We start from the raw sequence: 23,363 nt of genomic DNA, 5'->3' as shown, positions 1-23,363 counted from the left end.
CCTCCCATCAATCCCACCAGAAATACCAGACAGTGGACTGCCACAGGACATCTGCCAAGGAGCCAATGCTTCCATCCTCATTCTGATCCAGATCTGGGCAGAAGCCATATTGCTCCACAGCCACTTCCATAGCTCTTTCCTTGGAGATCGGAGTCGGAAGTTCAAACTCCAATTCATCGTGGCTCATGGCGGCAGGGATGGCACCATGCTGCTCGAACCAGTATTTCGCCACTGCCATCAGGTCCGGCGTGTCGGGGCACTCATTCCAATTTCCAAAGGGCAGATAGGCGAAGATCTCCCAGGGGTTCTTGACCGGAATTTTGGCCAGAATGAGCGGATAGGTCATGTGGCTATCCGAATCCCAATAGCAGGAGAAGCGGTCATTGTCATAGCCGCCCTCCATCTCGCCCAGGACTTCCGCCTCCCAGTCCATGTCATCGTCCTCGGCTTCTTCCTTGCGCTGGCCGGTCAATTCCTCCAGAACCGCCTTTCCGTCCTTGATGGGAGCGGAGAGCATCTTCTTTCGATACTCCTCTACTGTTTTGAGGTCAAATTCGTAGAAGTCCGCATTGTGCTCCGGATCGGCGTTCATCACCAGACACTCCAACAGCGTTTCATCATCCGCCTTGATGAGCACGGGAACAAAGCCCTCCCGTACCCCCAGCCGCTGGGCGTAGCTGTATGCCGACATGATGGGGTCATCATCTGCCATGGATGGGAAATAGGTACACTCGCAGTCCAGATACTCCATGATGGCCTGAGCAACCTCGGAAGGCTCCAGCGTGTCCTCGTCGAAGTCCTGTCCCTGCCAGTTTTCAAACCGTTCCCCGATCACCTCTGCCATAGCCTGATAGTAGTCCTCGTCAAAGGGGATGAACAGGTAGGCTTCATCCTGGAACTCATCAGAGTGATACCGCTCCGGGCCGAAGAAGCGGAGGGCGTTGTCGTCAACATCGGCAGGATAGTAGGGGCTGTCGCCCTCTCCGTAGTAATAGCCTGCAAAGGCACGGCCTTGCTGATTGAATAGCACAGAGAACAGACAGCCGTCCAGCTCATCCCGGATAAACTCCCGCAGATCCACACTGGCAGGATCAGCTTTGACCTGTTTGGCCACTTCGCTGTATTCTTTCAGGAAGTCCTCACCCATCAGGTCGTGCTCCATGCACCAGCGCAGGTAGATGGCCATGTGGTTATAAGCGTTGATGGGGTCAATTGGCAGTTCCTTCTCCTCAATGCTCTCGATATGATAGGAGGCATCGTCCATCTCACCGTCAAAATCATCATTGGAAAGGGTGCCACGGGTGATAGCATCCTGACGATCAGGCTCCACCACAAAGCTGATGCCGTTCATTTTGCCCAGCAGGGCGTCCGCGTCATGGGCCAGCTTATATTCCAATTCATCCCGGTAGAGAGGAATCACCTGATAGAAGTTGACCTCCTCGCCACTCGGCAGAATGCAGACCTCGCTGCCATCTTCGGTATCCTGGGGACCAGTCAGAATGGCGGCGCACAGCTTTGTGTCCTTTGCAAAATCCTCCTCATTGTCCATGGTATGGCCGAAGCCCAGCCAGGTATCGCTGGCAATGGGAAGGCGGGCCAAGGATTTCAGCAGGCGGATGGGCCAGTACCACTTTTCGTCTTTCATGGACTCTTGATCCAGCTTCCAGTCCGCAGGCAGGGCAATGGCCAGCTCCGCCCGCTCCAGCTTATATTCCGCCAGTTCCTCCGGCACATTCATCCGGTGAGCGCCCATGCCCATGGTGACCAGGGTGCAGTAGTCCCGCTCCTCAGAGGGCGGCACCACGCAGATGTCCACATGGATGTCGGGAGAAACCAGCTCATGGAACACATTCTCGAACTTGCCGAAATACTGCTCAATGTGCCCCTCGACGGCTTCCATCTCCTCCTCGGTGTAGACTTCGGGATTACTGAATTCTTCCTCATCCTGCGTGTCATCATTGTCTGAGTGGTCGCAGCTGTCATCCTCCGGATCTCCCTTTATAGGCTCGTAACCGATCTTCAGGGTCATCTGTTCCTCCGGCAGGGAGACGCCGGGGCTGCGGGTGATGGTGTGCTTATCGTCCGCAGAAAAACCGATGGTCTCGCCGTCTTGCAGTGTCACATCACACGCCAGCACATAGGAGGCAAGGCTGGCCAAAAAGTCCCGCAGTTCCTCCGGCTCAGCGTCGGTGTTCAACACCTCCATTTCCTCCTTGCCAAACACATCCATGCCGTAGGTGTAGCCGTTTAGGCCCCCCTCGCTCCGGTACAGGCCGAACCAAACCCAGTTGAAGATGGGCAGTTCGTCCTCTTTGAGCATATCGGCAAGGCCCTCATAGAAACGAGGCTCAAATACCACGCCGCTGGTGTAGACACCGGTGGCGTATTTCTGCTTGCAGCACACTGCCATCGCCTTGGTGAACAGCTTGCCCCGTTCCAGCAGTTTTTCCTCCTCGCCCAATACAGCCACCATGATATGGGCCTTGTGCGCTTTGGCCACCTCTACGGCCTCTGGCCACATATAGTTGTTTTCGGCGTTGATCTCTGCTTCATTGTCAGGGATGTGACCGTGGAATAGTGTCACGATCAGCATCATATTGCCGACCCGCATTACCACAGCGTCATCGCTGTTCTCAACATCTTCGTCGCCCTCATCCGGCTCCTCATCTACGATGCCCCATTCTTCCCGCAGATCCCGGATCAACTGCTCCTTGTCCCACTCTGCTTTGGAGAGGAGCACAGATCCGGCAAAGGAACCCTTACGGTCAGTTTCCTCCTCGTCGGCGTCATCCTCAAGATCCTCTACATCTTCATCCAGATCATAGAGGGATTCATGTTCCAGTCCACAGATGAACTCCTCAAAGCTGTCTGCCAGATGGGTGATTTTATAGTCATTTTCCTGATCCACATGGACCACCGCAGGCTCTCCCTGGGGGCCGCAGGCACGGTAGTCCAGGAAAATCATATCGTGTCCGGCGCTGGGACAGTCGCAGATGGCCACACCGATGGCAGGATACTCCCACTCATCGATCATAAACTGGCTGCCCAGCTCTCCGCAGAGAGAGCAGCTCTTTTCTCGCCCGATGCCGAAAATGCCGGTGATAGCCACATGGTCATCTGCCCAAGAGGTAGGCTCATCGCAGGGATAGCAGGTATTCACCGGAATGCCGCCGTTGTGCTGCTTCATCAGCCAGATATAGGCGGCAGGAAGTTTATAGCCCAGTTCCTCCTCCACGCTGGCGATCAGCTCATCGGAAGGCGGATCGCTGACATACTCTTTCAGCGCATACATACTGTCGTCCCAGAAGTTGGTGAGGTCGAAGCCCTCGAAGGGGGTATCACCGGGCACGAATTTGGCCTTCTTCCGGCTGCGCTGGCGTTTCCGGATCTCCGCCTTACACTCCTGAATCACCGCCGAGGCATTTTCGTCCTCTGGGTCCAGTTCTGCCCACCGCTGGGCGTAGGGAATGGCCTTTTCCTCCTGACCATAGAGATACTGATAGCCGTAGGCCATCCGCATATTCCACTCCGCCTTGTCCTGGCCTTCCTCCCGGACGGACTCCAGCACCTCGATGGCGCGGCACAGGGCCTTGTCTCCCTTATAGCGAGGGGTGCCCTCGTCATGGTCCCCGATAATGGCGTAGTTTTCCAGCGCCCGTGCCAAGGCGTAGGCGGTGCGATAGTTCCTCCAGTCCTCTGGGATGGCATTCAGTGCCTGGATACAGCGGGTGTACTCATCCTCGTCGTTCCACTGCTCCAACTGAGCGAAGAATGCTTCGGCGTTCTGTTGGGTATAAGGAATATAGTCCATGCCCGTCAGCGCCTCGTCCAACTCGTCATCCTGATTCTCAGTTTCTGACCCAGCATCTTGTTGCTTTAGGGGCACAGAACCTGCTTCACGGCGGAAGGTGTGGAAGATGGCCCATGGGATGTCCGTGCCTTCAAAGAACTCTTTCGCCATGTTCAGTGCCTCTCGGATGTCCCAGGCGATGAAGTCCACATAGCCGCAGTAGAGGCCGGTGGCCCCGCCGGTGAGAGTAAGCACTTCCGAACCGTCCCCGATGGTGAATAATTCTTCCAGCTTGTCCCGGAAGTCGAAGATCTTCTGACTGCCTTCCTCCTCCCGCAGGGTATCCAGGGGATAGCAGAAGAAGCCCGCTACCGCGCCGTCGGCATGGAGATCGTCCATAAAATCATTGTCGGCATTCAGATAGCCGTTGATGAGCGGCACACAGCAGGTGGAGCCGGCCATCACATCCAGCCGCCAGTCGGCTTCCGGGTTCTTATTGGGTTCCATTTTGTAGCCAAGGTAGCTCTCCAGATAGGCATTTGGATCAGTGGAGAGCTCCAGGCCCTGCTCCCGCAGTTTGTCGGGCAGCTGGGACAGGAGGAAGGGCGGCTCTGCCTTGGGTTCCTCCAGCACATCAAAGCTGTCTATATATCTCATGTGGGGGATCTCGCCCAGCACTTGGTCGGTGAGGGTAGTGAGCATCCACCAGACCCGGCCCTCAGCCTCCCGGAGCATAGGTAGCAGCTTTTCGCAGTAGGCAGAGATGGCGAAGCTGTTTTCGCCCTGCTTCTCCAACCAGATCTGCACATCCTCCCCGGAGATTTCCCAGCCATCCTCGGTACGCAGACCGATGTTCTGGAGGGGCTGACGGCCCACCAGGATGTTCCAGTGCTTCAGCATCTCTTTCGGAGCGTGCTTCTGGAAGTAGACCAGCTCAAACAGCTTGACCTTGTCACCCTCCGGAGTGAGGATCAGCTCGTACTTCTCGCCGTTGAAGCCCATTTCAAAGGAGATTTCATCAAAGACCAGATTCAGGGTTTCCTGCATTTGGTCCACGAGTTCTGCGCCGCGGGTGTGGTCTTTGTCGTTGTCCATCATCTGGCGCAGCTCTGCTTCCATCTCGGCAAAGGTTTCCCACCAGTTCTCTGTCCGCTCCCGGAAGCACTCCCAGAACTGCGGCAGAGAAATACCCTTTTTGCACCGGTCGATAAACTCTTTGGTGTCCTCGTCACCAGGTCGAGCTTCCAATGCCTTTTCAAAATATCGCAGAGCCCGGCCCTCCTGATCCAGATAAAAGTAAGAGTAACCCATGCGGAAGTTCCAGTAATAGTCGTCCTCGAAGTATTCCTCATGGGGCTTTAGCAGAGCGAGGGCCTTTTTGAGCATTTCTTTGCAAGTTGGCTTATGTGGGTCTGCCAGATTGTTATAGGCGCGGGCCAACTCGCTGTCCATCTCAGGGGTACGCTCCTCGGCGGGGATGGCCTCCAGCGCATCAATAATTTTATGTTGTTTGCTCTCCTCATGCCACTTCTGGCACTGCTTCAAAATGTCCATATCAGGGTCCTCCTCGTCCTCATCTGGTTTCCAGTCTTTAATCTGCTGGAACACGCCATTTTCATCCCGCTCAAAGGCGCAGGGAGCGGGTGTATGCAGCAGAGGAATGATGTCGGGGTCGTCGTTGCAGATCGTATTCAGCTTGTAGATCCCAGCATTGTTGGGGTCGTCCATGTACGCCTCGCTCTCGTCACCGGCGGTGAAGCGCCAGCCGCTGTCCCAGCCGCCGTCCGGCTCCTCCCTGTAGCAGTAGCCCACCTTGCGGCCCTCTACTGTGATGCGGTTGGTGGCGATGCAGCCATCGGCACCCTTCCAGTCAGGGAGCAGAGATTTCACATCCTCCGCTTTCACATGGTAGTCCCGGTTGCGGCCAGCGGCCTCGTACAGTTCCTTCCGCAGCGCCTCCAGATCCCGAGCCATCTCCTGGATCTCCTCGTTGTCCATCATCTCACTGAGGTCATATTCCAGCGGATTCTGGGCAAAATCCGCCAGTGCCTTGTTCATGGCGTCATGCTCCTCTGGCGTGACGGTGATGCGGATGCGGCGGGCAGGGGTGTTGTACTCGTCCAGATCCTGAAGGTTTACACTGCCGCTGACGCTGCACTCCAGCAGGATGGCGGCCAGATCAGTGACCACATCAATGGCGAAGTGGAAGTCCATCTCCACGCCATCGGAGTGTGTAAACTCCAGATACTCCACGGTCTGGCGGAAGTCCCAGTTTTGTTTGTCCAGCCCAATCTTGGCAAATATCTCGCTGAGGGGGATCTCCTCTTTCTTCTGGTCTTCCAAAAATGCCACAAGGTTCAGGCTGTCGTCCGAGCCTCCGATAAAGTTACCCCAGTATTTTTTGATATACATTTGTTACGCCTCCTGTTCCGAGATTAGTCGCTTGATGAGCCAGTCCAAATGCTCTGACCACGCAGGAGCGATCTCACCGCTGTCCTCGTTCTTCCAAAGATCCACAATCTCACGGATGCCGTCCTCGTCCGGCACCTCGTTTTTGATGTCGGTGAGCTGCCGCAGCAGGAAAGCAAGGGCTTCTTTGGATGCTGTGAAACCGGTGACTTTATCCCATATAGCTTCTTCATGATCGTAGTCCAGCTTGCCATTATCCTTCCATTGGAAATACAGCTCCGCCAGAGCCATCGCAGTATTGTCAAAGAGGAAGTCGATTTGTGAGAAGTCAGCTCCCAGCATGACTTCCTCTTTCATCAGTTCGATCATCTCGCCCAGATCCATTACCGGATGCTCCGGTACATATTCATTTTTGAGGATGTCCAGTACATCCAGTCCTTCGTCACGCTCTAATGCTTTTATGCCCCATGCTCCCATGTCGGCACCTCTCTTTCTTTATTTTGTATGAAGCTTCTATTGTCAATCATAGTTCTCCAGCCGAATGATAGGCCGATAAAAGTCATAATCTCCGTTTAGTTCATTGTCCTCCTGCACTTCCGGCTTACAGTGGGGCGAACAGGGTAGGAAACCGAGAAATGGACCCAGCCCGCCGCAGATATTGCACCCGCCGTCACCACCGCAGGTGGTAAGCCTATCAGCCTGCACCACTTCCCGCATATAGGGATCGTAGGCGATGGACAGGCCGAAGAAATTGGGTTCCTCCATGTCGTAGGACCTGTTCTCGTCCTCATCCATGTCCTCAAACCAGCGCAGGCGCATGGAGTAGTCCAGCCCATCTCCCCAGGGGAACAAGGTTTGGCAACCACCGCCGCACAGGTAGGCCCACTCATCTGCTGTGGGCAGCGAAAGCCCCTGCTTTTCCAGCCCGGTAAGAAGTTCATCGTAGTCTGTGCGGTTATAGATCCAGGTCTGAAATCCATCTTCCGTCCGTTCTATGCGGGCCGACTGGTGCAAGGTAAGACTGCTGCTGTCACTCCAGGCAAAGTCACGGAACTCCTTCAGCCAGTCAGGGTGGGCGGTCAGCCTGGGATCGTCCATCTTGACTGACTCCCAGCAGAGTTCCTCCAGCTCCCGGCCCACCAGCATGGGGCCAATGGCCGCTTGCCGGACGGGAGCCATGCTTTCCCGGATCATCTCCTCCGGGTTCTGCGGTTCCATTTCCCATTCCCGGAACAGATACTCCAATTCCTCCCGGCTCTCCTGATTCAGTCCCACGGCAAACTGCTCCCAGCCCAGGGTGACGGTATCGCCGGGAACAAAGACAAACTTCCGGCCATCTTTTTCGAATATGCCGGTGGTGCAGCTCTGGCCCCAGCGGTCAAAAGTATGTAGACCGAGAAAGGTCATATCATAACGGGCAGCCAGGCTTTCCATCAGCGTCTGCTTCTCGGTTGTATCCATTTGATTGAATTGGGTGCGGAATAGTCTTTCGTTCATAACAAGTCCTCCTACAGCCTATCCAGGTTTTCCTGTAAATCGCCCTGCATCAAGTGCTGGGCAATGGCTTGGTTCAGTGCCTTATGGGGGTGATAGGCTGCCTGCTCTACATCGTGCAGGCACTCCTCCATCAATGCCTCCGGAGAAATGCCTTCCCGTTTGCCATAAAGATGGCCGAAGGCATAGCACACGGACTTGAGAAAGCCGAAAATATAGTCGTGATTTCCACGCATACTGGGCAGGTCGTTGAACGAGCCCATACCTCCGTATGCCCGAAGATGGTGGGCAACCTCCCGCTGCTGGTTCCAGTCCTGAATGTCCCGCTCCAGCCAGCCGATCCAGTTTTGGAACTCTGGATGGTCTGCCAGAAGGATGGAGCGCAGACAGGTCAGAGCCTCGGTATAAATATCAGACTGTTTCATTGGCCATCGCTCCCCCAAATACCTCCATAAAGCACACCATCTTTTCCAAGGAACAACATCCGGCTGCGAAGCAGGCTGCACTGCTCCACAGCGACCTTGTTTCCGTCACAGGTGGGAATAGCCTCCTGTTTTTTCCCAAGGTGATCACCATGAGCGGTAAGGAAGTAGAATTTATCCCGTTGCTGGTATCCGCCTTGAAACAGGAAGGTATTGCCGGACGGGGCAACAGAAAAAGCTCCGCTTCCTTCGATTGGCAGTTCAAATACAAAGTCCTCTTTGAAGTTCGTCCGCACCAGCCGGAATTCATCGTAATAATAAAACCACAGGTTTTCTTCTTCGTCCAGGCTGATGGCGTAGCAGTCATAGATGGAATAGTTCTCATTCTTCCAGAGAGGAGTTCCCTCCGATGTCCATGCAATCAGGCCGCAAGCACCCAGAGGTTCATCCCAACCGTAATTACCAAATACACCTTCGTCAAAGTAGCTGGTAATGATGGTGCCATCTTTTTTTACCACACAGTCTTGAATGCCATCCCCCAGGCAGAAACGGGACAGCACAGCTCCGTCCCGGCTGACGATCCAGGCGTTCTGGTCGGGGCCGTTTTCCCGATAGGCGCATCTTGCCCCCAGCAGGAGGAAGTGATCACCTGCGGGCCGCAAATAATGAAACTGGAACTTCAAGAGGCCAAGAGGAAACAGCGTCGTTTCCAGCACCCGCTGTTCCGCCCAATCCAGCTGGATTTCCACTGCGGTATAGGTGGAAGGAGTGCTGAGCCAGTCCTTACCCTGTGTTTCGGACGGCTGTTCCATGAGAAGATAGACTTTTCCATCCCTTGCCGTGAAAAAGTCTGTCACTTCTGTGCCCTCCAGATGTTTTTCCCGGCGCAGCTGGTCCAGGTCAATGATGGAGAACAACGGCAGATTTTTGGCTTTTATAGGTTTGTTCATAGTGTCTCCTCCTGGCTACTTTAACGCTCCATCATAGGTGTGGCTTTCCCAGGCGGCCTCAAATTCCGCCTGCTCTATGACGCAGGCGTGGAACTCCTCACCCCAGACATGGGCGTTCAATTCCTCCACGGTGGGGATCGGCGTGATCTCGATGGCGCCGTCGTAAAGGTCAGGGATATTGCGGGTGCGGCCATCTGCAAAGATGTCAATGGAGTGGAGGGCCAGCCGCTCATTTTCTGTATCCACTTCATAGAGGATCACCGACGGTTCTCCCTCCGGTGCGTCCTCCCAAAAAAGCTTGATGTACTCCATCATTCCATTTCCCTCATTTGAACCAATGCCACCCCGTCATGGTGCCGGTTACCTCATCTATCTGTATTGCAATATCATAATTGCCGCGACAGCCCAGCAAGGCCGCGAGATGATCGTTTTCCATAATCAAATCATAAAACTCAACCGCTATGTCTTGGAATTCCTTCGGAATTTCCAGTGCAGAGAAGAAATCCACTGATTGAGCATTTTGGAAAAATTCAATGGCCGTTTTACTGCATTTTACTATAATCCCTGTTTGAGTAGTCAAATCTTTCATGCTTTCGCAACCTCGCTCATGTTCAGATACATCCCCATCGTTTTTTCATTGTCACAGGCCGCCCGGATCATTTTGGACAGCAGCATCAAATCGTCGATGTATTGGGAGTACACGCAGAACACATCCTCGTCAGAGTCGAAGTGAAACAGATCCACGCCGCTGTTATTTTCCTCGAACTCCTGGATCACGCCCCGGACCAGCCGCTCCCAGTCTCCGCTGCTTCCAGTCAGTCCCAGCCGACGGAATACTTCCGTCCGGAATCCATTGTTGATTTTCAGCAGAAGGGAGAGCGCATAGGGGTGGTGGGGAATGAGAAAGAATGGCGCAATCTGCTCCGGCTTCACCCAGATTTTGAAGGGCGGACGCGGGTCAGGTATCCAAGGCAAGATTTCCCATTCGTCCTCCGGCCGGTTTCCGTATTGGCAAAGGTCTTTCATAGTGTTCTCCTTTGTTCTGTCACATTTTTAATCCTGCTCTCGATAACTGGCTTCAATGTCAATGAACCGCACATACACGGCGCAGATTTTGCCCTTGGCGTCATACCCGAAGTAGACAGGATAGTAACCATCCCCCCAGCCGGAGGCAAAGATGGGCAGGTTGCAGTCCGTGCCCGGCACTGTCCAGTTGAGCCAGTCGCCGCAGTCCCCCTGATATTTGGGGTAGGCTTTGGCGTTTTCTTCCAGAAGATCGCAGAACAGGTCGTTGTAGGGGTCGATGTCCGGGTCTTCTTCTAAACGCTTGGCCCAGTATGCCTTGAAGGCCGCCTGGGTCTGGATGTCCGCGACACAGCCCATCCCGGCGTCTACGCCAAAGCCAAAATACTCGTCCTCTCCCAGTTCCTCGTCCAGATCCTCGTTGCCCACCATGCCCAGCTCATAGCGGACAGGCTTTTCCTGAGAAACCTCCACCTTGACGCAGGCATAGCGGTCGCCGTATTGTTCGCTGGGCACCACGCAGATTTTTACGGGATAAGTTCCGGCGGGGATCGTTTGAAGGAACGGCAGAGTGTCCTCCAGTTCCACCAGCGGATCACAGGCGAAAATCTGCCCGCTGGGGAAATGGACGGTGCCGATGTCCAGCACATCCACCGCCATGTTCCCAATCACTTTCTCTGTGAAATGGGCCTCCAAGTCATCTTTACAGGTCAATTTATCCTTGATTGCTTCGTATTTGTTCAGCCATTCAGTTGTAGGCATATCAGTTTCCTCCTGTTGATTCTGTTTCTTGATGTACACACTCTTTGAGCCGTCCCAATAGCAGTTCACACACCGGCCATCCTGAAAATGATGGTCACAATTCGGGTAGCCATAGAGAACATGGGCACATTCTGGCACAGCCCCATCATCTGTGAGGAGCCTTTGAAAAACAGGCTTCCGCACTCATCACAAAGGGCCAGTTCTTTTTCTGCCATAGGGTTCACCAGTCCCGTTCCCGGATGGCCTCCTCGGTGTCAATGGGGATGCCAAACCACTCCAGAATGTAGGCCACGGTTGCCGCAATACATTCCCGCGCCACCGTTTCGATCTCGCTGTCGTTCTCGTCAAACTCCTCCTGGAGATCATTGATGCCGCAGACCGCCTCGTCCAGCGTTTCCTGCACCACTTCGGTGTCGGTTTCGCCACTCTCCAGCAGGGCGATGACCTTCTGAAGCTCGTCCTTTACCTTGTCCACCAGAAAAGCAGGATAGTAATCGTCCTGATACATCTCGTCCAGCAGCTTGTAATTGGGGTCAAATGCTTTCATAGGGATTGCTCCTTTCCTCGTGTATGTCAGTCACGCTCAGCTCTCATGTGTGATACAGAAAATCTCCTTGTTCAAATCAAAGTAGATTACCATCAGTTCGTCGGTAATCTCCGGGTTAAAGGACAGATCCAGAATGAAAACTTGCTGGTTCATCTCGCTATCCACCAGACTGCCGAACCGCTTGAGCTTCAAAAAGTCAACCATCTCAGCAAAGGACAGTTTGGCTGGGTCGGTTCCCGGAAAAAGTTCCGCCACAATATCCGGGCCTACATCGTCCCGATGGAACTCCATGAAAAATGTCACAACGCTATGGTAGCGGCTGTCCTCGTCTGCCAGCGCCGCTTTGATGGCGGCTTTGGCCTTCTCCGCCAATTTCTCCGCCTCATCCAGCATTTCTCCCACCGCATCCATGACAGCAGGATCGCCGGTCAGTTCTTCCTCTACATCGAAGATAAAGGGTAGTCCCGATTCCTCGGGAAAGTTGAAGATTTCCTCACCGGGTGTATATGTAAAATCAATGCGTTTACAATTCAGTTTCATAGATATACCTCTTATTTCAATTTCAGCACAAATCCCCAGATACTCACCACAATCAGGAGAACACCCAACAGAAAGAACACCACCCGCCGGTATCCTCTGCTGTGGCGGTGGGCATCCCGCGTACCAGTGGGGTCGCAGAGCCAGTTCCAGTTGCGGGTCGCTCCAATTAAAATCACGGCCCCGATGAGCACCGAGGCAATATACCAATGCTCTTGCAAAAATACTGTGATCTGTTCGCTGTTCATTTATATATAACCCCCTTTTCATCATCGGGAGTTTCCCGCCGAATAAATTCCTCCCGTTCTTTCAAATCTATTTCCAAGGCTTTTTCCTCCTCAAGATATTCCTCGCAGTCCCGAACCAGCTTTTGGGCGGCTGGGTCATCCGGGACCAGGGCCAGCCAGTGCTTGGCGTATTCATAGGCGGAGGCGGCGGAACGGTATGCCATCAGGCAGGAATAGCCCATCCGGGCGTTCCAGTAGGGATCGTTCTCACCCTGGGCGCGGACGGACTCCAGCAGCTCAATGGCGTGTCGGATGAGATCCCCGTCCACTTCACCGTCGGTCCCATGCTCTCCATGATCTCCCAGCACCGCCAGATTGCTGTAAGCCCGACTCAGCTTGACGGTCAGCAGATAGCCCCGCTCCTGTTCCGGGATGGCTTCGATGGCCCGGATACACCGGGAATACTCGTCCTTCTTATTCCATTGCTCAAGCTGCTCCAGCAGCTCTGCTTTTTCTGCCTGATTCATCATTTCACCGCCTTTTCCGTGTCATTCTTTGCCTTTTTTGAAGTGTCCGCTGCCTCGCCAGGTGTTGACCACACAGGTGAAGATCTGGCCGCAGTGCTTGCACCGGATCATGTGGGCCATGATTTCATCCGCCCAGCCATCCTCTGTCTTTACCTTCTCCAGTGGGCAGGTGGATTCCTCTTGCATCAGTTCAAATTCCCCCTCCGACACCAACTGCTGAATGTAAGCAATACAGGCCAGATAGTCCTTTGGGGCGTCAAATTTTCTCCATGTTTGAATGTTTCGGCAGTGCTCGCACATACAGAGCCCTCCTTACGCAAATACTTGCTGGTATTTCTCTTTCAGTTCCTTGGGCGCCGTCTTGATGACCTTGCTGCCGCCGTTTTCAGAGGCTGTGCCCCAGATGGCCCAGAGCACATCACGCCACAGGTAGGCCAGCGCCCTTTTGTCATTGCCGGATTCTTCCGGCAGGTAATATTCCAGATGCCCTTTGATCTCCATCAGAGCATCCAAGCTCTCCTCATTGGCAATCAGGGTGCGGAACTCCTTTGCGGGCTTCAGATTCTGCATGGACTGGACACCGTGGACCAGCACCGGCAGGGACTGAGCAGTAAACCCGTACTTCTTAAAAAAGGTGTGAATAAACTTTTCTTGCAAAGAGGAGTGCTCGTCATCACAGCGATCCAGGTAATCGCACACCAGCCGCCACCACTTCGGCCCTTCCAGTCCCAGGGCAAACACGGCAAAGGTGCCAGGCATGGCGCAGGACTCATCAGAGAGGTTGTTGTACCACTCGTCCTCCTGCATGGCCAGCCGAGCATAATTCTCCATCCGGACATGGAGACGGGGATACCGCACCGCACAGGCAAAAAGCTGATGGACACCCTTCTTGGGCAGGCCGGGGATGGGCAGGTAGATCTTCTCCGGTCCGCGAAACTCGATGGAGTAGCTGCGGGGGAACTCCGGCTGCTCCAAAATCTCAATCAGATAGCTGAGAGCCTCCTCACAGGCCCCCTCGCCGCAGTCTCTGGCGGTAATGCGGATGGTGGCGAAAGCGTCGTTAGCCGAGGCGGTCAGGTGCTTTGTTTTCCGCTTTTGGATATTAGGCGGCAATTTGCCGCTGCCATTGGTTTTCAGTTCCTTTACCATGTCAGGACGAATCTGGGAAACCAGGCCAAGGATGTGTTCAGTGGTGAGGGATTCAAAACTCTGCCCATACACCGTATGGCAGATCGCCACATAGCAGGCAAAGCGCAACAGACCTTCGTCCACATCCTCCGGGCGCAATTCCGGCAACACCGTGCAGGGCGGAAAGACTGTAAAGCCATCTTCACGCTCTCCCACAAGGAAATAGCGTTCCTGCACCTGTTTTTCTATGTACTTCTCCAACTCATAGCAGATCTCTTGCCAGCCCACCAGCCGCCGCATGGCATCGCAGAGAAAAACAGCATCCTCGTTGGGAAATCCCTTCAGTGGCAGACTGATCAGATAGCGTTCCAGCAGCTGATCCGGAAGGAAGGGCGTTCCATTATGGTTTCGCACCACGGTCGGGTAGGCGGAGTGATTTTCACGGGCGGTGCCGTTCAGCACATCCTGAATACAGATATCCGCTTCCGCCAGCACCTCTGGAGAAGTGTCCGGTTTATGAATCAGATAGTAGCGGTCTTTTATGCCGTCGCGTTTTGGCAAACTCATGCTTGATCACCTCTTTTCAGACAATAAAAAAGCCCCACGCCGCACTGTCATAAAGACAGTCTGACGCAGGACATGAAGAAGCCGCGTTGAAGGAGCCGCATCCACCAGCAGATGTAGTTTCTTCAACAACCAAAATATTTTTTTCGTATCTTAAAGCAGCAAATTGCTGTCCAATATATTTGTTCATAGCGGCACCATTTGTTCTGAGCGTAGTTTTATATCTTATTATATCACAGCACCCCTTCAATGAAAATATTTTGTTGGAAATGCTAATGAAAAATTTTTGTGAATTTGTTAAGGCGCAGGGGCTGTTATCTCCATAGTGTCTGGATGGATCAGAGTGATTACTTTTCCCTGATGCAAGGCATAGTTGACTGTCTGTGCTGTACCTGAGCGCAGCTTTTTCTGATTATCAAACACACCGATAAGGTACTCTGCATGATCGACCATATAGTAATTCCTTTTTTTATAACTGGAAACATCCGCAGAATGTGAAATAACAATGGAATCGTTTGCGTTTTGGATCAGCTTTTTCAATCTATGTCTACTCTGATCCGGCCATTTAGAGTCATAACCGATGAAGGGAACTACAACGACAATTTTAATATCTTCGTATCCCGTTTGTGCCCTCAATGTCAGCAGCTGTTCTCCAGCCCACATATCCACACCAAGAGCACCGCCGACAAAAAAAGTACGGACAAATTTCTCGTCATGAAGTATCCGAAACTGCTCCAGGAGACATTCTTTTAATTTTTGGCATAGGGGATCTTCCTCATTATATCAAAAGCAAAATCTTGTTGGTCGGTGGCCGGTAATGGCGCAGGCATACTGATTCATATAAATCACCCTTGATAACTGCCTTGATTACGCATATAAAGCAAAAATAACGCAAATAATAATGCGTATAAAGGTTGTATTATAAAATTATAACACAATACATACGAAGTATCAAGAATTGCTTTCTGCTATGCTAAAAGTGCAGAGAGGTGAGCGTATGGACGAAGAATTTATCCGCAATCGGATCACAGAATTGCGATTGAAAAAAGGTGTTTCAGAATATCAGATGAGCATGGAGTTAGGGCAGAACAGAAGCTATATTCAGGCGATTTCCTCTGGGCGTTCTATGCCGTCTATGAAGCAGTTCCTCAACATCTGTGAGTATTTTGAAATCACACCGCTTCAATTTTTTGATGCACAGGAAAATAACCCTCAGCTTATCAAGAAGGCTTTGGACGGAATGAGAAAGATGTCAGATGACGATTTGATTATGCTGATTGGTTTTATAAGTCGCTTAAACACAGAAAACTAACGATAGGAGGCAGTAAGCGTCCCGTCGTTAGTTTTTCATTTTATGCGCAGCATATTGTGGCAAGCAATGCTTGTGGCTATCCATTTCGCCACAAGCTGCTTGTTGAGGGCAGCGCCCCCAAGCCCCTTTGAACACAGAATTTCATTCTGTGGCTGCGCGTTCTGCGAACGCTTTTGACCAGGACCAGCTTACCGCTGGCCGTGGTCTTTTTCTTTTTCAACATCCTGTTCTACCTCCATTTTCAGCACTCGGTCTACATTAGCCTTTGCCGTTAAAAGCTCCCGCATTTCTTCACGGGAACGCCGGTACTCGGCATAGGTCTTTTTCTTTTCTTCCAGCAATTTCGCGTACTCCGTCTGCAACTCTTTGACCTTGGGCAGCTTCTTGACGCCCATCTCATCAAAGGCATTCTTAGCAGCCTGGTGGAGCAGAATTTCTTCCTCATGTTCCTCCCGGAATTTCTTAGAGTAGCCGGCCTTGCGGTAGTCCACATAGACCTCACGGGTCTTGGCATAATTTACGATGTGAGTACGCAGAACAGCAATCTCTGCCATGCGCTTTTCAGCTGCTTTGATCTGTGCCGAAAGCTCATTGTGATGTGCCGTGGCAGCCGCAGCCTTTTCTTCCAAAACCGCATACTCCAGCAGGTTATGCTCTGATAGGTAGTTCATGGTCTGCGCCATTTGCTTCAGATTGAAAACTTTAGCCCATCGCGCATAGCCAGCACCTTTTCCTGCCTGCAATTTTGCCTGAATGTCCACCAGCAGATTGACCTTCTGCGTCTCTGCCTGTGTAACTATTTTCTTTCGTGGGGTATGCGCTTTCTTCCCGGAGAGAACCGCCTGCAAATCATCTAATCCATATCCTTCGCCCAGGCTGTCCATTCGGGCGGCTTTCTCCCAACCGGGGAGCTTCAGGCGATACGATTTCCCGCGCTTTGATACCTCACAGCCGGACTCTTGCAGCAGCCTCAGCAGCTCCTCAAAATTAGCAGGACTTTGTGATAATGCGTTGTCAATCGCTACACGCAGCAGCTCTCGGTGAGAGGGCTTTGCCTGATCGCCCAGCCATTTGTTATAGCTCTTTCCGTGAGGTTTCGGATTCTCCACAATGGACAGTCCGTTTTCGATGCAGATGGTGTCACTTAACTGTCGGACTGCCTTGGTGCTGCCCCAAAAGTTTCGGAATTTCCGGTCATATTCTAAGCTGACCGATGACCAGATAATGTGATTATGAATGTGCGATTTGTCTATATGAGTGCAGACCACAAAGGCATGATTGCCCTTGGTAAAACGCTTGGCAAATTCCACACCCAGCCGGTTCGCTTCTTCCGGAGTGATCTCACCGGGGCGGAACGACTGGCGCACATGATAGGCGATCACATCATCCGCGCCGCGCACTCGTCCGGTAGCGGCAATGTACTGCCGCTTTGCCAGAAGGAACTCCGCATCCACAGTCCGGCTGTCACACGCATAGCCGGTAATGAGTCTGCCGTCATCTGTTTTCTTTGGGTTGGCCACATAGTCGATGATGTCACTGATCGCCCGACTTTCTGTGCGGCCCTTGCCGACATGAAGCGGCATGATTCTCGTGGTTGCCATAGGTCAGACCTCCTTCCCGAAAAGAAAACGGCCTGCCATAGCAGACCGCTCAGACTGTAGACAAAACGCTTTTGGTCAGCACTCCAGAAGCGTTTTTCTTGTTTTGGGTTCAAAAAGTGTGTACTTGATCAATAATAAACACTTTTGGGTTCCCCTTTTTCCCTTCCTGGCTATCATCTTTGCCAGTTTTTTCAGATTCATGCAGGCAAACGTAAGCCCGACTTTCATTTCCATCCGGGCTTTTCCTATCATCTGTGTATAGCGTAATCCGTGGTTTTCTTTTGCTGTTCCGAAGAGGCGCTCTACGGTCTCTTTCCGTTGCGCATACACTTCCTTCATCCCAATCGTATGCCGGATATCCTCACACTTTTCCATGTACGGCTCCCAGATATGCCGGGTCACTACCTTCACATGATCCCTGCTTTCTGTGCACTGCTTCAGATATGGACATCCTTCACAGACGATTCCGCAGCTCTTGTATTCCCGGTATCCGGAACGGTTCGTCGTATGATAAGCCAACACCTGATCGTTCGGGCATACATAGCAGTCAAAATATTCATCATACACATACTCGGTTTTTTTGAAAAAACCATCTTTGGTCATGGGGCGTTTATACGGCAGAAGCGGTGTGATACCATCATCCAGAAGTAACTTTGCTATCGCTGGTGTTTTGTATCCTGCATCGGCTACCAGTGTCTGAATGCCAATGTCTTTTATCTTATCATACAGGGATTTAAATGTCCGGCTGTCATGCTGGTTGCCGGGATTTACACTATAACCCAGAATCCATCCGTTTTTGTCACAGGCTGTCTGCACGGAATACGCAAAAACATTTTTATGTTCACCCTTTCGGAACCATCCGCTTTCCGGATCCGTTGTACTTTCCTTGACCGTTTTTTCTTCTTTTCCATCAGAGCTGCCACCACAGGAGGGGGGATCTTTGGGATCTTCCTTCTTTTCTTTCAGAGGCTTTTTCCCATGCGCTTCCCGGTCTTCATTGATTTCCTTCTTTAACTGCTCTTCGAAGAACAGTGCTTCCTCATCTGCAATCCGTTTCCGCATCTTTTTGCTGTTTGCCCGTGCTTTTACATGGGTGGCATCCACGAAGACCTCGGAAGGATCAATCAGTCTGTATTTATAGCATTCCTGCAGGATACGGGAAAAGATCTGTTCAAAAAGATCAGTATTCTTAAAGCGTCTGGTATAATTCTTTCCAAACGTAGAGAAATGGGGAACCTTGTCCATCATTTCCAGACCGAGGAACCATCGGTATGCGACATTGACTTCGATTTCTTTTACTGTCTGGCGCATGCTTCGGATGCCGTACAGATACTGGATGAATGGAATTTTAATGAGCATGACCGGATCCATGCTGGGGCGGCCATTGTCTGCACTGTATTTATCGATCACAAGATCATAGATAAAACTCCAGTCGATTGCCTGGTCAATCAGGCGCAGCAGATGATCCTGCGGAACAAGGTCATCCATGCAGAACATCTGAATCTGTTCTCTTTTCTTATCTGCATTCTGTGTCATCATAGGAAACACCGCCTTTATTTTGATACTTTCATTATACCAAAAAAGTAGTGAAAAGTCCCGTAAATACGGCATTTTCACTACTTCTTATATGCTTGTAAGTACATAATTTTTGCAGTCATGACACAAGAAAAGCTCCCTCACAGGAAGGAGCTTTGTCTACAGTCTGAACGGCCTGCCATAGCAGACCGCTTTCACTATTCTATAAAACTTTCTTCATCGAAAAAATTGAACTCATCATCTTCTAAGTGTCTTGGTGGAAATCTCATTTCATATTGCTCTTGCGCCAATGCACGGACATCAGGCCGCCTATCCTTTAGTCGATTTTTCAGCCAGGACAACTGCTCTTTCGATAGCCTCCATGGAAGATTCAAAAGACGATTCAGTGTCATCAGTTCAGCCTGCGTTTCTGCTGGTAGCGAAGCACAGGATTTACAAATGTGGGATGCATGACCTTTGCCTGAAAATTTTTCGTTGGCTTTGTATTCACCACAAACTTTACAATAGTGTCCATGCTTTTTCATAAGCTGATGCCCTTCTCGCAAAGAACATATAACCTGCGAATTGCTTTCATAATCACATCCCATTCCAAATCAGAAGCATAAGAAAACTTTTTACGGTATGCCTCCCAAAGTTTTTGCATAACCGAATCATTTTCCACTTCGTCAAAAACTTCTTCAGCCTGGTTAAGATACTTCTCCGATCCCCGTTTATGAGCAGTTGCCAGAAGCGCATCATGTAAAATTTTCGGGTTCAGCGTGGTTCCATGCAGCTGTTCTAAAATGTAAATATCGTAGAAATCTCTCATGCGGGTATTGGTTGTGGTTCTGGTAATAATGGTTTCCAGTTTTTCTGCCAGCACAGTTTCTAAATTATAAGCCCAAATATCAATGGAGCGATCTTCCAGCATAAGTTTGAATGAATACCGAACCTCTCTTGGAGTGATTGCATCTCCCGTAGAAATATCAATTTTCAAAGGGGTCACTACACCATCGAATGTTGTACTCATGCTGACACGAATCCCCGGATACTCTGCTTCATCCATAATCTCCGAAATACTTTTCAGCTGAAATTTAACACCATCATCAATCGGAACAGTTACGATTGATGAAATTAGATTCTCAATATCCTCCACATTAACATTAGCTCCTTTTATGGTTGCATCCAAATCCATCGTAGAGCGGGCATCCAATCCAACCATAGCCGCTACCAACATACCACCCTTCAAGATAAACTTATCACGATACTCAGAAAGAGAAATACGCTCCAAAAAACGCTCCATCATGTAGTTCCTCATTAAAATCTGAGCATCTGCGGATTTTTCTCTGGAAAGGTTTCGTATTAAATCTTTAAGCTGCCTTGCTGTTTTTATCATAAAAGTACCTCCAAATACTGTCGTAAAATTTTTTCCACCTTGAACATCCCAGCATATTGCATTAAAGCTCGCAGGTTCTTATCTTTTCTACGGGCATACGCTTTCAGTGCTCCCTGAAAGGTCTGAATTTCAATTCTGCTACGGCTTCTGAGCAAATCACAGATCGTTCGCTCCATATCATAAACCGGCACAGTATGCCCGAACGGAGTTTTCGCTGTTGTAAGTCCTACATCATGTAAGTCTGCTTTAATCGTAAAAACTTGAATGCCTTCTGCTTTCATTTTGCTTGGATTGCATCCAGTTTTGACCGTAACTGTATATTCTATTGGTTCACGGTCTGTCAGATCGTGAAAAAATAAAGCTGTTTCATGTGAAAATACTGCTTGTTCAAATCGCAAATGAAGCAGATACATGGCATCCACCCAGGAATCTTTGGACAGATAAATCCCATGTGCGACTCTATCCAAATCTCGTGAACGCACATAATCATAAAATACCGGCTTTGAAATTCCCGAAGATACGACCTGCGATGTTCGCAGCATTCCTTCTTGTGCTGTTAGCATCTGATCCAGCTGTTCAAATTGTCCCATCATGTCACTTCCTTTCGTACTAATATTATATTCAATATTAGTTCAAAAGTAAAGTCGTGGATATAAAATTCCTTTTCCCAAATTTAACAGACGGTGTCTGGCATTTTTATGGTTTTGCGTATTTTTATCCATAAACCAACTCCTGAATTGCAAATTTCAAACTCTGCACCTTGCCCAGTAGCCAGATTGCAGCCAGTGGCAGCCCCATCGGGCTAATCAAAAATGCCATAACCAGCAAAATCACACCATTCTGCGGGGAATAGGTAATAAGCACAGCCACGCCAAGCAGAGCAATTACAGTGCTGAGCAGACCAAGCACCAGACCGGATATGTAGATCAGCCCCGTGCAGAGCCAGACAAAAAGCGTCAGCACCAAAGTGACCGGTGCAGTTATAATCATCAAAAGCCCTTTCAAAATCTTCATGTTATTTCCTCCTTGCAGCGTTCTTGGTATCTTTTCTAATCATATTATCCGGCATGGGCAGGCAAAAGACAAGGATACCGATAAAAAGAAAAAGCGGAGAGAGGAGCAGCGAAGTAATGCCGTTCCTCCCTCCGCAAATGGAGTATCTATCCCTGTTATAAAAGTTTGGAAAGCTGGGTAAGAATTTCCTCTACGCCCTCCCATAACTGTTCCTGCCGCTGGGATATATCCTCCAAGTCAGCATCATAAACCCGTCCAGTCTCATGCACTTTACGGGTCAGCTGGTTTAAGTTGTTGCTGCTTCGGCGCATCAGGGAAACAAGCTCCTTCAACTCCGGCAGCTCCAGCTTGACTACATACCCATCCAGCGCCATTTTTCTTAGATAGGCTTCACGGTTGGAGGTTCCAAACTGAGACATTTTTTGCTCAATCACAGCAAGCTCCTCCGCTGAAACTCTAAAGTTTAATTGCATATCCCGCTTACGCTTTGCCATAGTTATCGCTCCGGCTCCCGTTTCTTCGGGGCGGCAGGCTTATGGGCAGGCAGCTCCTGTTTGAGCTTATCCCGTACTGAGGGGCGGGACGGTTGCAGTTTTTCTCCCTGAGTACGGCTGCGCTGCTGTTCTACACGCACCAGATCAATAAAGCCATCCAGCACAGCAGGGTGGCTGTTTAAGGCATAACCACAACGGACAGTTTCGGGATTATCGTTGGGAATGGTCTTAGCCCATTCTTTGTTGCGTCGGGAGTAGCGCCCATCCCAGTCCTGAAGCTGGACGGTGTTAGCCAGAACCATAGCCACACGCTCCATGCCATAGATCTCGATCACACCCTTTGCCGCATCGTGACTGAGATACATTCCGTCGAAGTGTTCCCGCACCGCCGCTTCAATGGACTCCTTGCATTGGAGATTTGCATTGTTGGAAGCCCGGTACTGCTCCAACTCCCCATGTTCTCTCGCATAGGCGGCAGAATGGGGATAGACCGGTGTTGTTCGCAGTTCCTCTTTGGCTCTGCACACATCATCGGCACGGTTCTCAATGCTGTCCCGGATCACATCCATATAACCGGTCTCCAACTTTTCAAAATAGCGGTACACATCCGCCAGCGGAGAGGGAGATTCCAAAAGTGCCTGAGCCTGGGCATCAGTCAGCTCCAGTTCCTCCATCGCCATCACAATGTCCTCACGAACCGTGTACTCATAGGTGTGGTGCAGGATTTCTTCCGGGGGCTGTCTTTTCAGCCAGTCCCGGAACTTGTCCTGTTCGGCAGCCATCTTTTCATAAAGGGCTGTATTCAGATCGTTAGTATTCATGTTATCGCACCTCCTCAAGCTGTTTTGGTTTCTTGTCTGTACTGCGGGGTTGCACCGGGCGTTTTAGGTTATCCAGCACCGAAGGCCGTGTACTTTTGGCAACAACAGACTCGGTGTGTGCCTGTCCCTTTCCGTCGATGTTGAGCAGGGTATCCAGCTCCACCAGACGGGCGTTTTTGCATCTCAGTTCTTCTTCATAAAGGAATGGCTTTCCGACTTCCTCCTTTGCCGCAGCTTGCTGCTGACAGAGGTTATCCAGCTGTGCCTTTGCCGACTCCAGACGCTGGGGCATCTGAGCAAGGGCATTGTCGATACGGGTAAGATTTCCGCGAGGGTCTGTACCAAGGGTTGCCCGGTGGGTCATCTGTCCTTTCAGCAGGAGCGTATACTCCTGTTTCCAAGCGGAAAATTCCACGGACATGGCATACCCCCGGTAGTTGCCGATCTGCACCGGATCGGAGGTTTTAACCTCCTTGCAGGCATCCAAAAGGGCTGCGCCGGCGTTCTCCTTATCGGTCAGCAGATCGCCACGGATTTCCATACCAGCAAAACCGTCCTCCGGGTGCGGGTGCGCTGCCAAAACCTCCAGATCGGATTCAAAGCCCTTGATAAAGCCCTTGTGCTTTTCAATCTCCTCCGGGAAGTATTTGAGCAGCTGGTCCTCCAGACGATATTGCTTGCTCTGGTGGTCGGCTTTCATCAGCTTCAGGCGGGATACCTCCACATCCAAATCCATGCGCTCCTTGATGCGGGGATCTCCGGCACACAGAGCCTTGATCTCTGCAAAACTGAGGGCGGTTTCATCCACATCATCGCAGGAGCGTACCGGC

27 protein-coding genes and 1 pseudogene are annotated in these 23,363 nt (G+C 51.1%); 1 reads left to right on the top strand and 27 read right to left on the bottom strand.

Going from position 1 to position 23,363, the window contains the following annotated elements; genetic code table 11:
- Positions 1 to 7 precede the first annotated feature (7 nt).
- From OCV63_RS00705 to OCV63_RS00620, 18 genes and pseudogenes are all read right to left on the bottom strand, one after another.
- Positions 8 to 6,202 (bottom strand): immunity protein Imm33 domain-containing protein, encoded by a 6,195-nt coding sequence (locus tag OCV63_RS00705; RefSeq protein WP_158361365.1) that lies wholly within the window; start codon positions 6,200 to 6,202, stop codon positions 8 to 10.
- A 3-nt stretch (positions 6,203 to 6,205) separates the two neighbouring features.
- On the bottom strand, positions 6,206 to 6,676 hold the full coding sequence (locus OCV63_RS00700) for a DUF4259 domain-containing protein (protein ID WP_008723398.1): 471 nt from the start codon (positions 6,674 to 6,676) through the stop codon (positions 6,206 to 6,208).
- A 42-nt stretch (positions 6,677 to 6,718) separates the two neighbouring features.
- A complete protein-coding gene (locus tag OCV63_RS00695) occupies positions 6,719 to 7,696 on the bottom strand; it encodes a hypothetical protein (protein WP_158361364.1) in 978 nt (325 codons plus the stop codon).
- An 11-nt stretch (positions 7,697 to 7,707) separates the two neighbouring features.
- Positions 7,708 to 8,118 carry a DUF6966 domain-containing protein gene (locus OCV63_RS00690; protein ID WP_158361362.1) on the bottom strand — a complete coding sequence of 137 codons (411 nt, stop codon included), beginning with the start codon at positions 8,116 to 8,118 and terminating at the stop codon, positions 7,708 to 7,710.
- Positions 8,115 to 9,065, bottom strand: coding sequence for a hypothetical protein (locus OCV63_RS00685; RefSeq protein ID WP_006773008.1), 951 nt, complete (start codon positions 9,063 to 9,065; stop codon positions 8,115 to 8,117). Before OCV63_RS00685 ends, OCV63_RS00690 begins: the two co-directional genes overlap by 4 nt.
- Positions 9,066 to 9,080: 15 nt before the next feature.
- Entirely contained in the window at positions 9,081 to 9,380 is a 300-nt protein-coding gene (locus OCV63_RS00680) for a DUF6881 domain-containing protein (RefSeq protein ID WP_006773009.1), read from the bottom strand.
- 10 nt (positions 9,381 to 9,390) lie between these two features.
- A complete protein-coding gene (locus tag OCV63_RS00675; protein WP_006773010.1) occupies positions 9,391 to 9,654 on the bottom strand; it encodes a hypothetical protein in 264 nt (87 codons plus the stop codon).
- Positions 9,651 to 10,091: an Imm51 family immunity protein gene (locus OCV63_RS00670; protein ID WP_006773011.1), complete on the bottom strand. Its 441-nt coding sequence runs from the start codon at positions 10,089 to 10,091 to the stop codon at positions 9,651 to 9,653. The genes OCV63_RS00675 and OCV63_RS00670 overlap by 4 nt, the downstream gene beginning before the upstream one ends.
- Before the next feature lie 27 nt (positions 10,092 to 10,118).
- On the bottom strand, positions 10,119 to 10,850 hold the full coding sequence (locus OCV63_RS00665) for a DUF4241 domain-containing protein (RefSeq protein WP_215630488.1): 732 nt from the start codon (positions 10,848 to 10,850) through the stop codon (positions 10,119 to 10,121).
- A 65-nt stretch (positions 10,851 to 10,915) separates the two neighbouring features.
- Positions 10,916 to 11,065, bottom strand: coding sequence for a hypothetical protein (locus tag OCV63_RS17505; RefSeq protein WP_006059601.1), 150 nt, complete (start codon positions 11,063 to 11,065; stop codon positions 10,916 to 10,918).
- Positions 11,066 to 11,070: 5 nt separating this feature from the next.
- Positions 11,071 to 11,397, bottom strand: a complete 327-nt coding sequence (locus OCV63_RS00655; RefSeq protein ID WP_002588986.1) for a DUF5713 family protein — start codon at positions 11,395 to 11,397, stop codon at positions 11,071 to 11,073.
- Between the two features lie 36 nt (positions 11,398 to 11,433).
- Positions 11,434 to 11,937 carry a DUF2004 domain-containing protein gene (locus OCV63_RS00650; protein ID WP_002588985.1) on the bottom strand — a complete coding sequence of 168 codons (504 nt, stop codon included), beginning with the start codon at positions 11,935 to 11,937 and terminating at the stop codon, positions 11,434 to 11,436.
- An 11-nt stretch (positions 11,938 to 11,948) separates the two neighbouring features.
- Positions 11,949 to 12,182, bottom strand: a complete 234-nt coding sequence (locus tag OCV63_RS00645) for an immunity 17 family protein (protein ID WP_015563522.1) — start codon at positions 12,180 to 12,182, stop codon at positions 11,949 to 11,951.
- Positions 12,179 to 12,691, bottom strand: coding sequence for a hypothetical protein (locus OCV63_RS00640; RefSeq protein ID WP_252205440.1), 513 nt, complete (start codon positions 12,689 to 12,691; stop codon positions 12,179 to 12,181). Before OCV63_RS00640 ends, OCV63_RS00645 begins: the two co-directional genes overlap by 4 nt.
- 18 nt (positions 12,692 to 12,709) lie before the next feature.
- Complete coding sequence (locus OCV63_RS00635) at positions 12,710 to 12,988, bottom strand: hypothetical protein (RefSeq protein ID WP_008816751.1); 279 nt, start codon at positions 12,986 to 12,988, stop codon at positions 12,710 to 12,712.
- A 12-nt stretch (positions 12,989 to 13,000) separates the two neighbouring features.
- Positions 13,001 to 14,383 carry a DUF6138 family protein gene (locus OCV63_RS00630; protein ID WP_117548301.1) on the bottom strand — a complete coding sequence of 461 codons (1,383 nt, stop codon included), beginning with the start codon at positions 14,381 to 14,383 and terminating at the stop codon, positions 13,001 to 13,003.
- A gap of 16 nt (positions 14,384 to 14,399) precedes the next feature.
- Positions 14,400 to 14,570, bottom strand: a complete 171-nt coding sequence (locus OCV63_RS00625; protein WP_215656093.1) for a hypothetical protein — start codon at positions 14,568 to 14,570, stop codon at positions 14,400 to 14,402.
- 107 nt (positions 14,571 to 14,677) lie between these two features.
- Positions 14,678 to 15,151, bottom strand: a pseudogene (locus tag OCV63_RS00620) (SLOG family protein); the annotation flags it as partial.
- 226 nt (positions 15,152 to 15,377) lie between these two features.
- Between OCV63_RS00620 and OCV63_RS00615 the strand changes: the two are divergent.
- The gene (locus OCV63_RS00615; protein ID WP_002576937.1) at positions 15,378 to 15,692 is read left to right on the top strand and encodes a helix-turn-helix domain-containing protein; all 315 of its coding nucleotides are present in this window, start codon (positions 15,378 to 15,380) and stop codon (positions 15,690 to 15,692) included.
- A gap of 188 nt (positions 15,693 to 15,880) precedes the next feature.
- On the opposite strand, the gene OCV63_RS00610 is transcribed toward OCV63_RS00615, so the two are convergent.
- The 9 genes from OCV63_RS00610 to OCV63_RS00570 all read right to left on the bottom strand — a co-directional run.
- Positions 15,881 to 17,293 carry a relaxase/mobilization nuclease domain-containing protein gene (locus OCV63_RS00610; RefSeq protein ID WP_117504936.1) on the bottom strand — a complete coding sequence of 471 codons (1,413 nt, stop codon included), beginning with the start codon at positions 17,291 to 17,293 and terminating at the stop codon, positions 15,881 to 15,883.
- A gap of 75 nt (positions 17,294 to 17,368) precedes the next feature.
- The gene (locus OCV63_RS00605) at positions 17,369 to 18,832 is read right to left on the bottom strand and encodes an IS1182 family transposase (RefSeq protein WP_119623348.1); all 1,464 of its coding nucleotides are present in this window, start codon (positions 18,830 to 18,832) and stop codon (positions 17,369 to 17,371) included.
- Between the two features lie 194 nt (positions 18,833 to 19,026).
- Positions 19,027 to 19,353 (bottom strand): hypothetical protein, encoded by a 327-nt coding sequence (locus OCV63_RS00600; protein ID WP_006059593.1) that lies wholly within the window; start codon positions 19,351 to 19,353, stop codon positions 19,027 to 19,029.
- Complete coding sequence (locus OCV63_RS00595) at positions 19,350 to 20,204, bottom strand: nucleotidyl transferase AbiEii/AbiGii toxin family protein (RefSeq protein ID WP_002595844.1); 855 nt, start codon at positions 20,202 to 20,204, stop codon at positions 19,350 to 19,352. Before OCV63_RS00595 ends, OCV63_RS00600 begins: the two co-directional genes overlap by 4 nt.
- Complete coding sequence (locus OCV63_RS00590; RefSeq protein ID WP_002595843.1) at positions 20,201 to 20,797, bottom strand: type IV toxin-antitoxin system AbiEi family antitoxin domain-containing protein; 597 nt, start codon at positions 20,795 to 20,797, stop codon at positions 20,201 to 20,203. Before OCV63_RS00590 ends, OCV63_RS00595 begins: the two co-directional genes overlap by 4 nt.
- A 121-nt stretch (positions 20,798 to 20,918) precedes the next feature.
- A complete protein-coding gene (locus OCV63_RS00585; protein ID WP_071698956.1) occupies positions 20,919 to 21,218 on the bottom strand; it encodes a CD1845 family protein in 300 nt (99 codons plus the stop codon).
- Between the two features lie 155 nt (positions 21,219 to 21,373).
- Positions 21,374 to 21,712, bottom strand: a complete 339-nt coding sequence (locus tag OCV63_RS00580) for a plasmid mobilization protein (RefSeq protein ID WP_006773030.1) — start codon at positions 21,710 to 21,712, stop codon at positions 21,374 to 21,376.
- A 2-nt stretch (positions 21,713 to 21,714) separates the two neighbouring features.
- Positions 21,715 to 22,533 (bottom strand): DUF3848 domain-containing protein, encoded by an 819-nt coding sequence (locus OCV63_RS00575; RefSeq protein WP_050005928.1) that lies wholly within the window; start codon positions 22,531 to 22,533, stop codon positions 21,715 to 21,717.
- Position 22,534: 1 nt separating this feature from the next.
- A partial coding sequence (locus OCV63_RS00570; protein ID WP_334308302.1) for a helicase occupies positions 22,535 to 23,363 on the bottom strand: 829 nt, incomplete at its 5' end.

The organism is Laedolimicola ammoniilytica (assembly GCF_025567165.1).
In the GTDB taxonomy this organism is placed as follows: Bacteria; Bacillota; Clostridia; order Lachnospirales; family Lachnospiraceae; genus Laedolimicola; species Laedolimicola ammoniilytica.
Note: the sequence above shows the minus strand (reverse complement) of the source record. Positions and strands in the feature narration are given on the sequence as shown.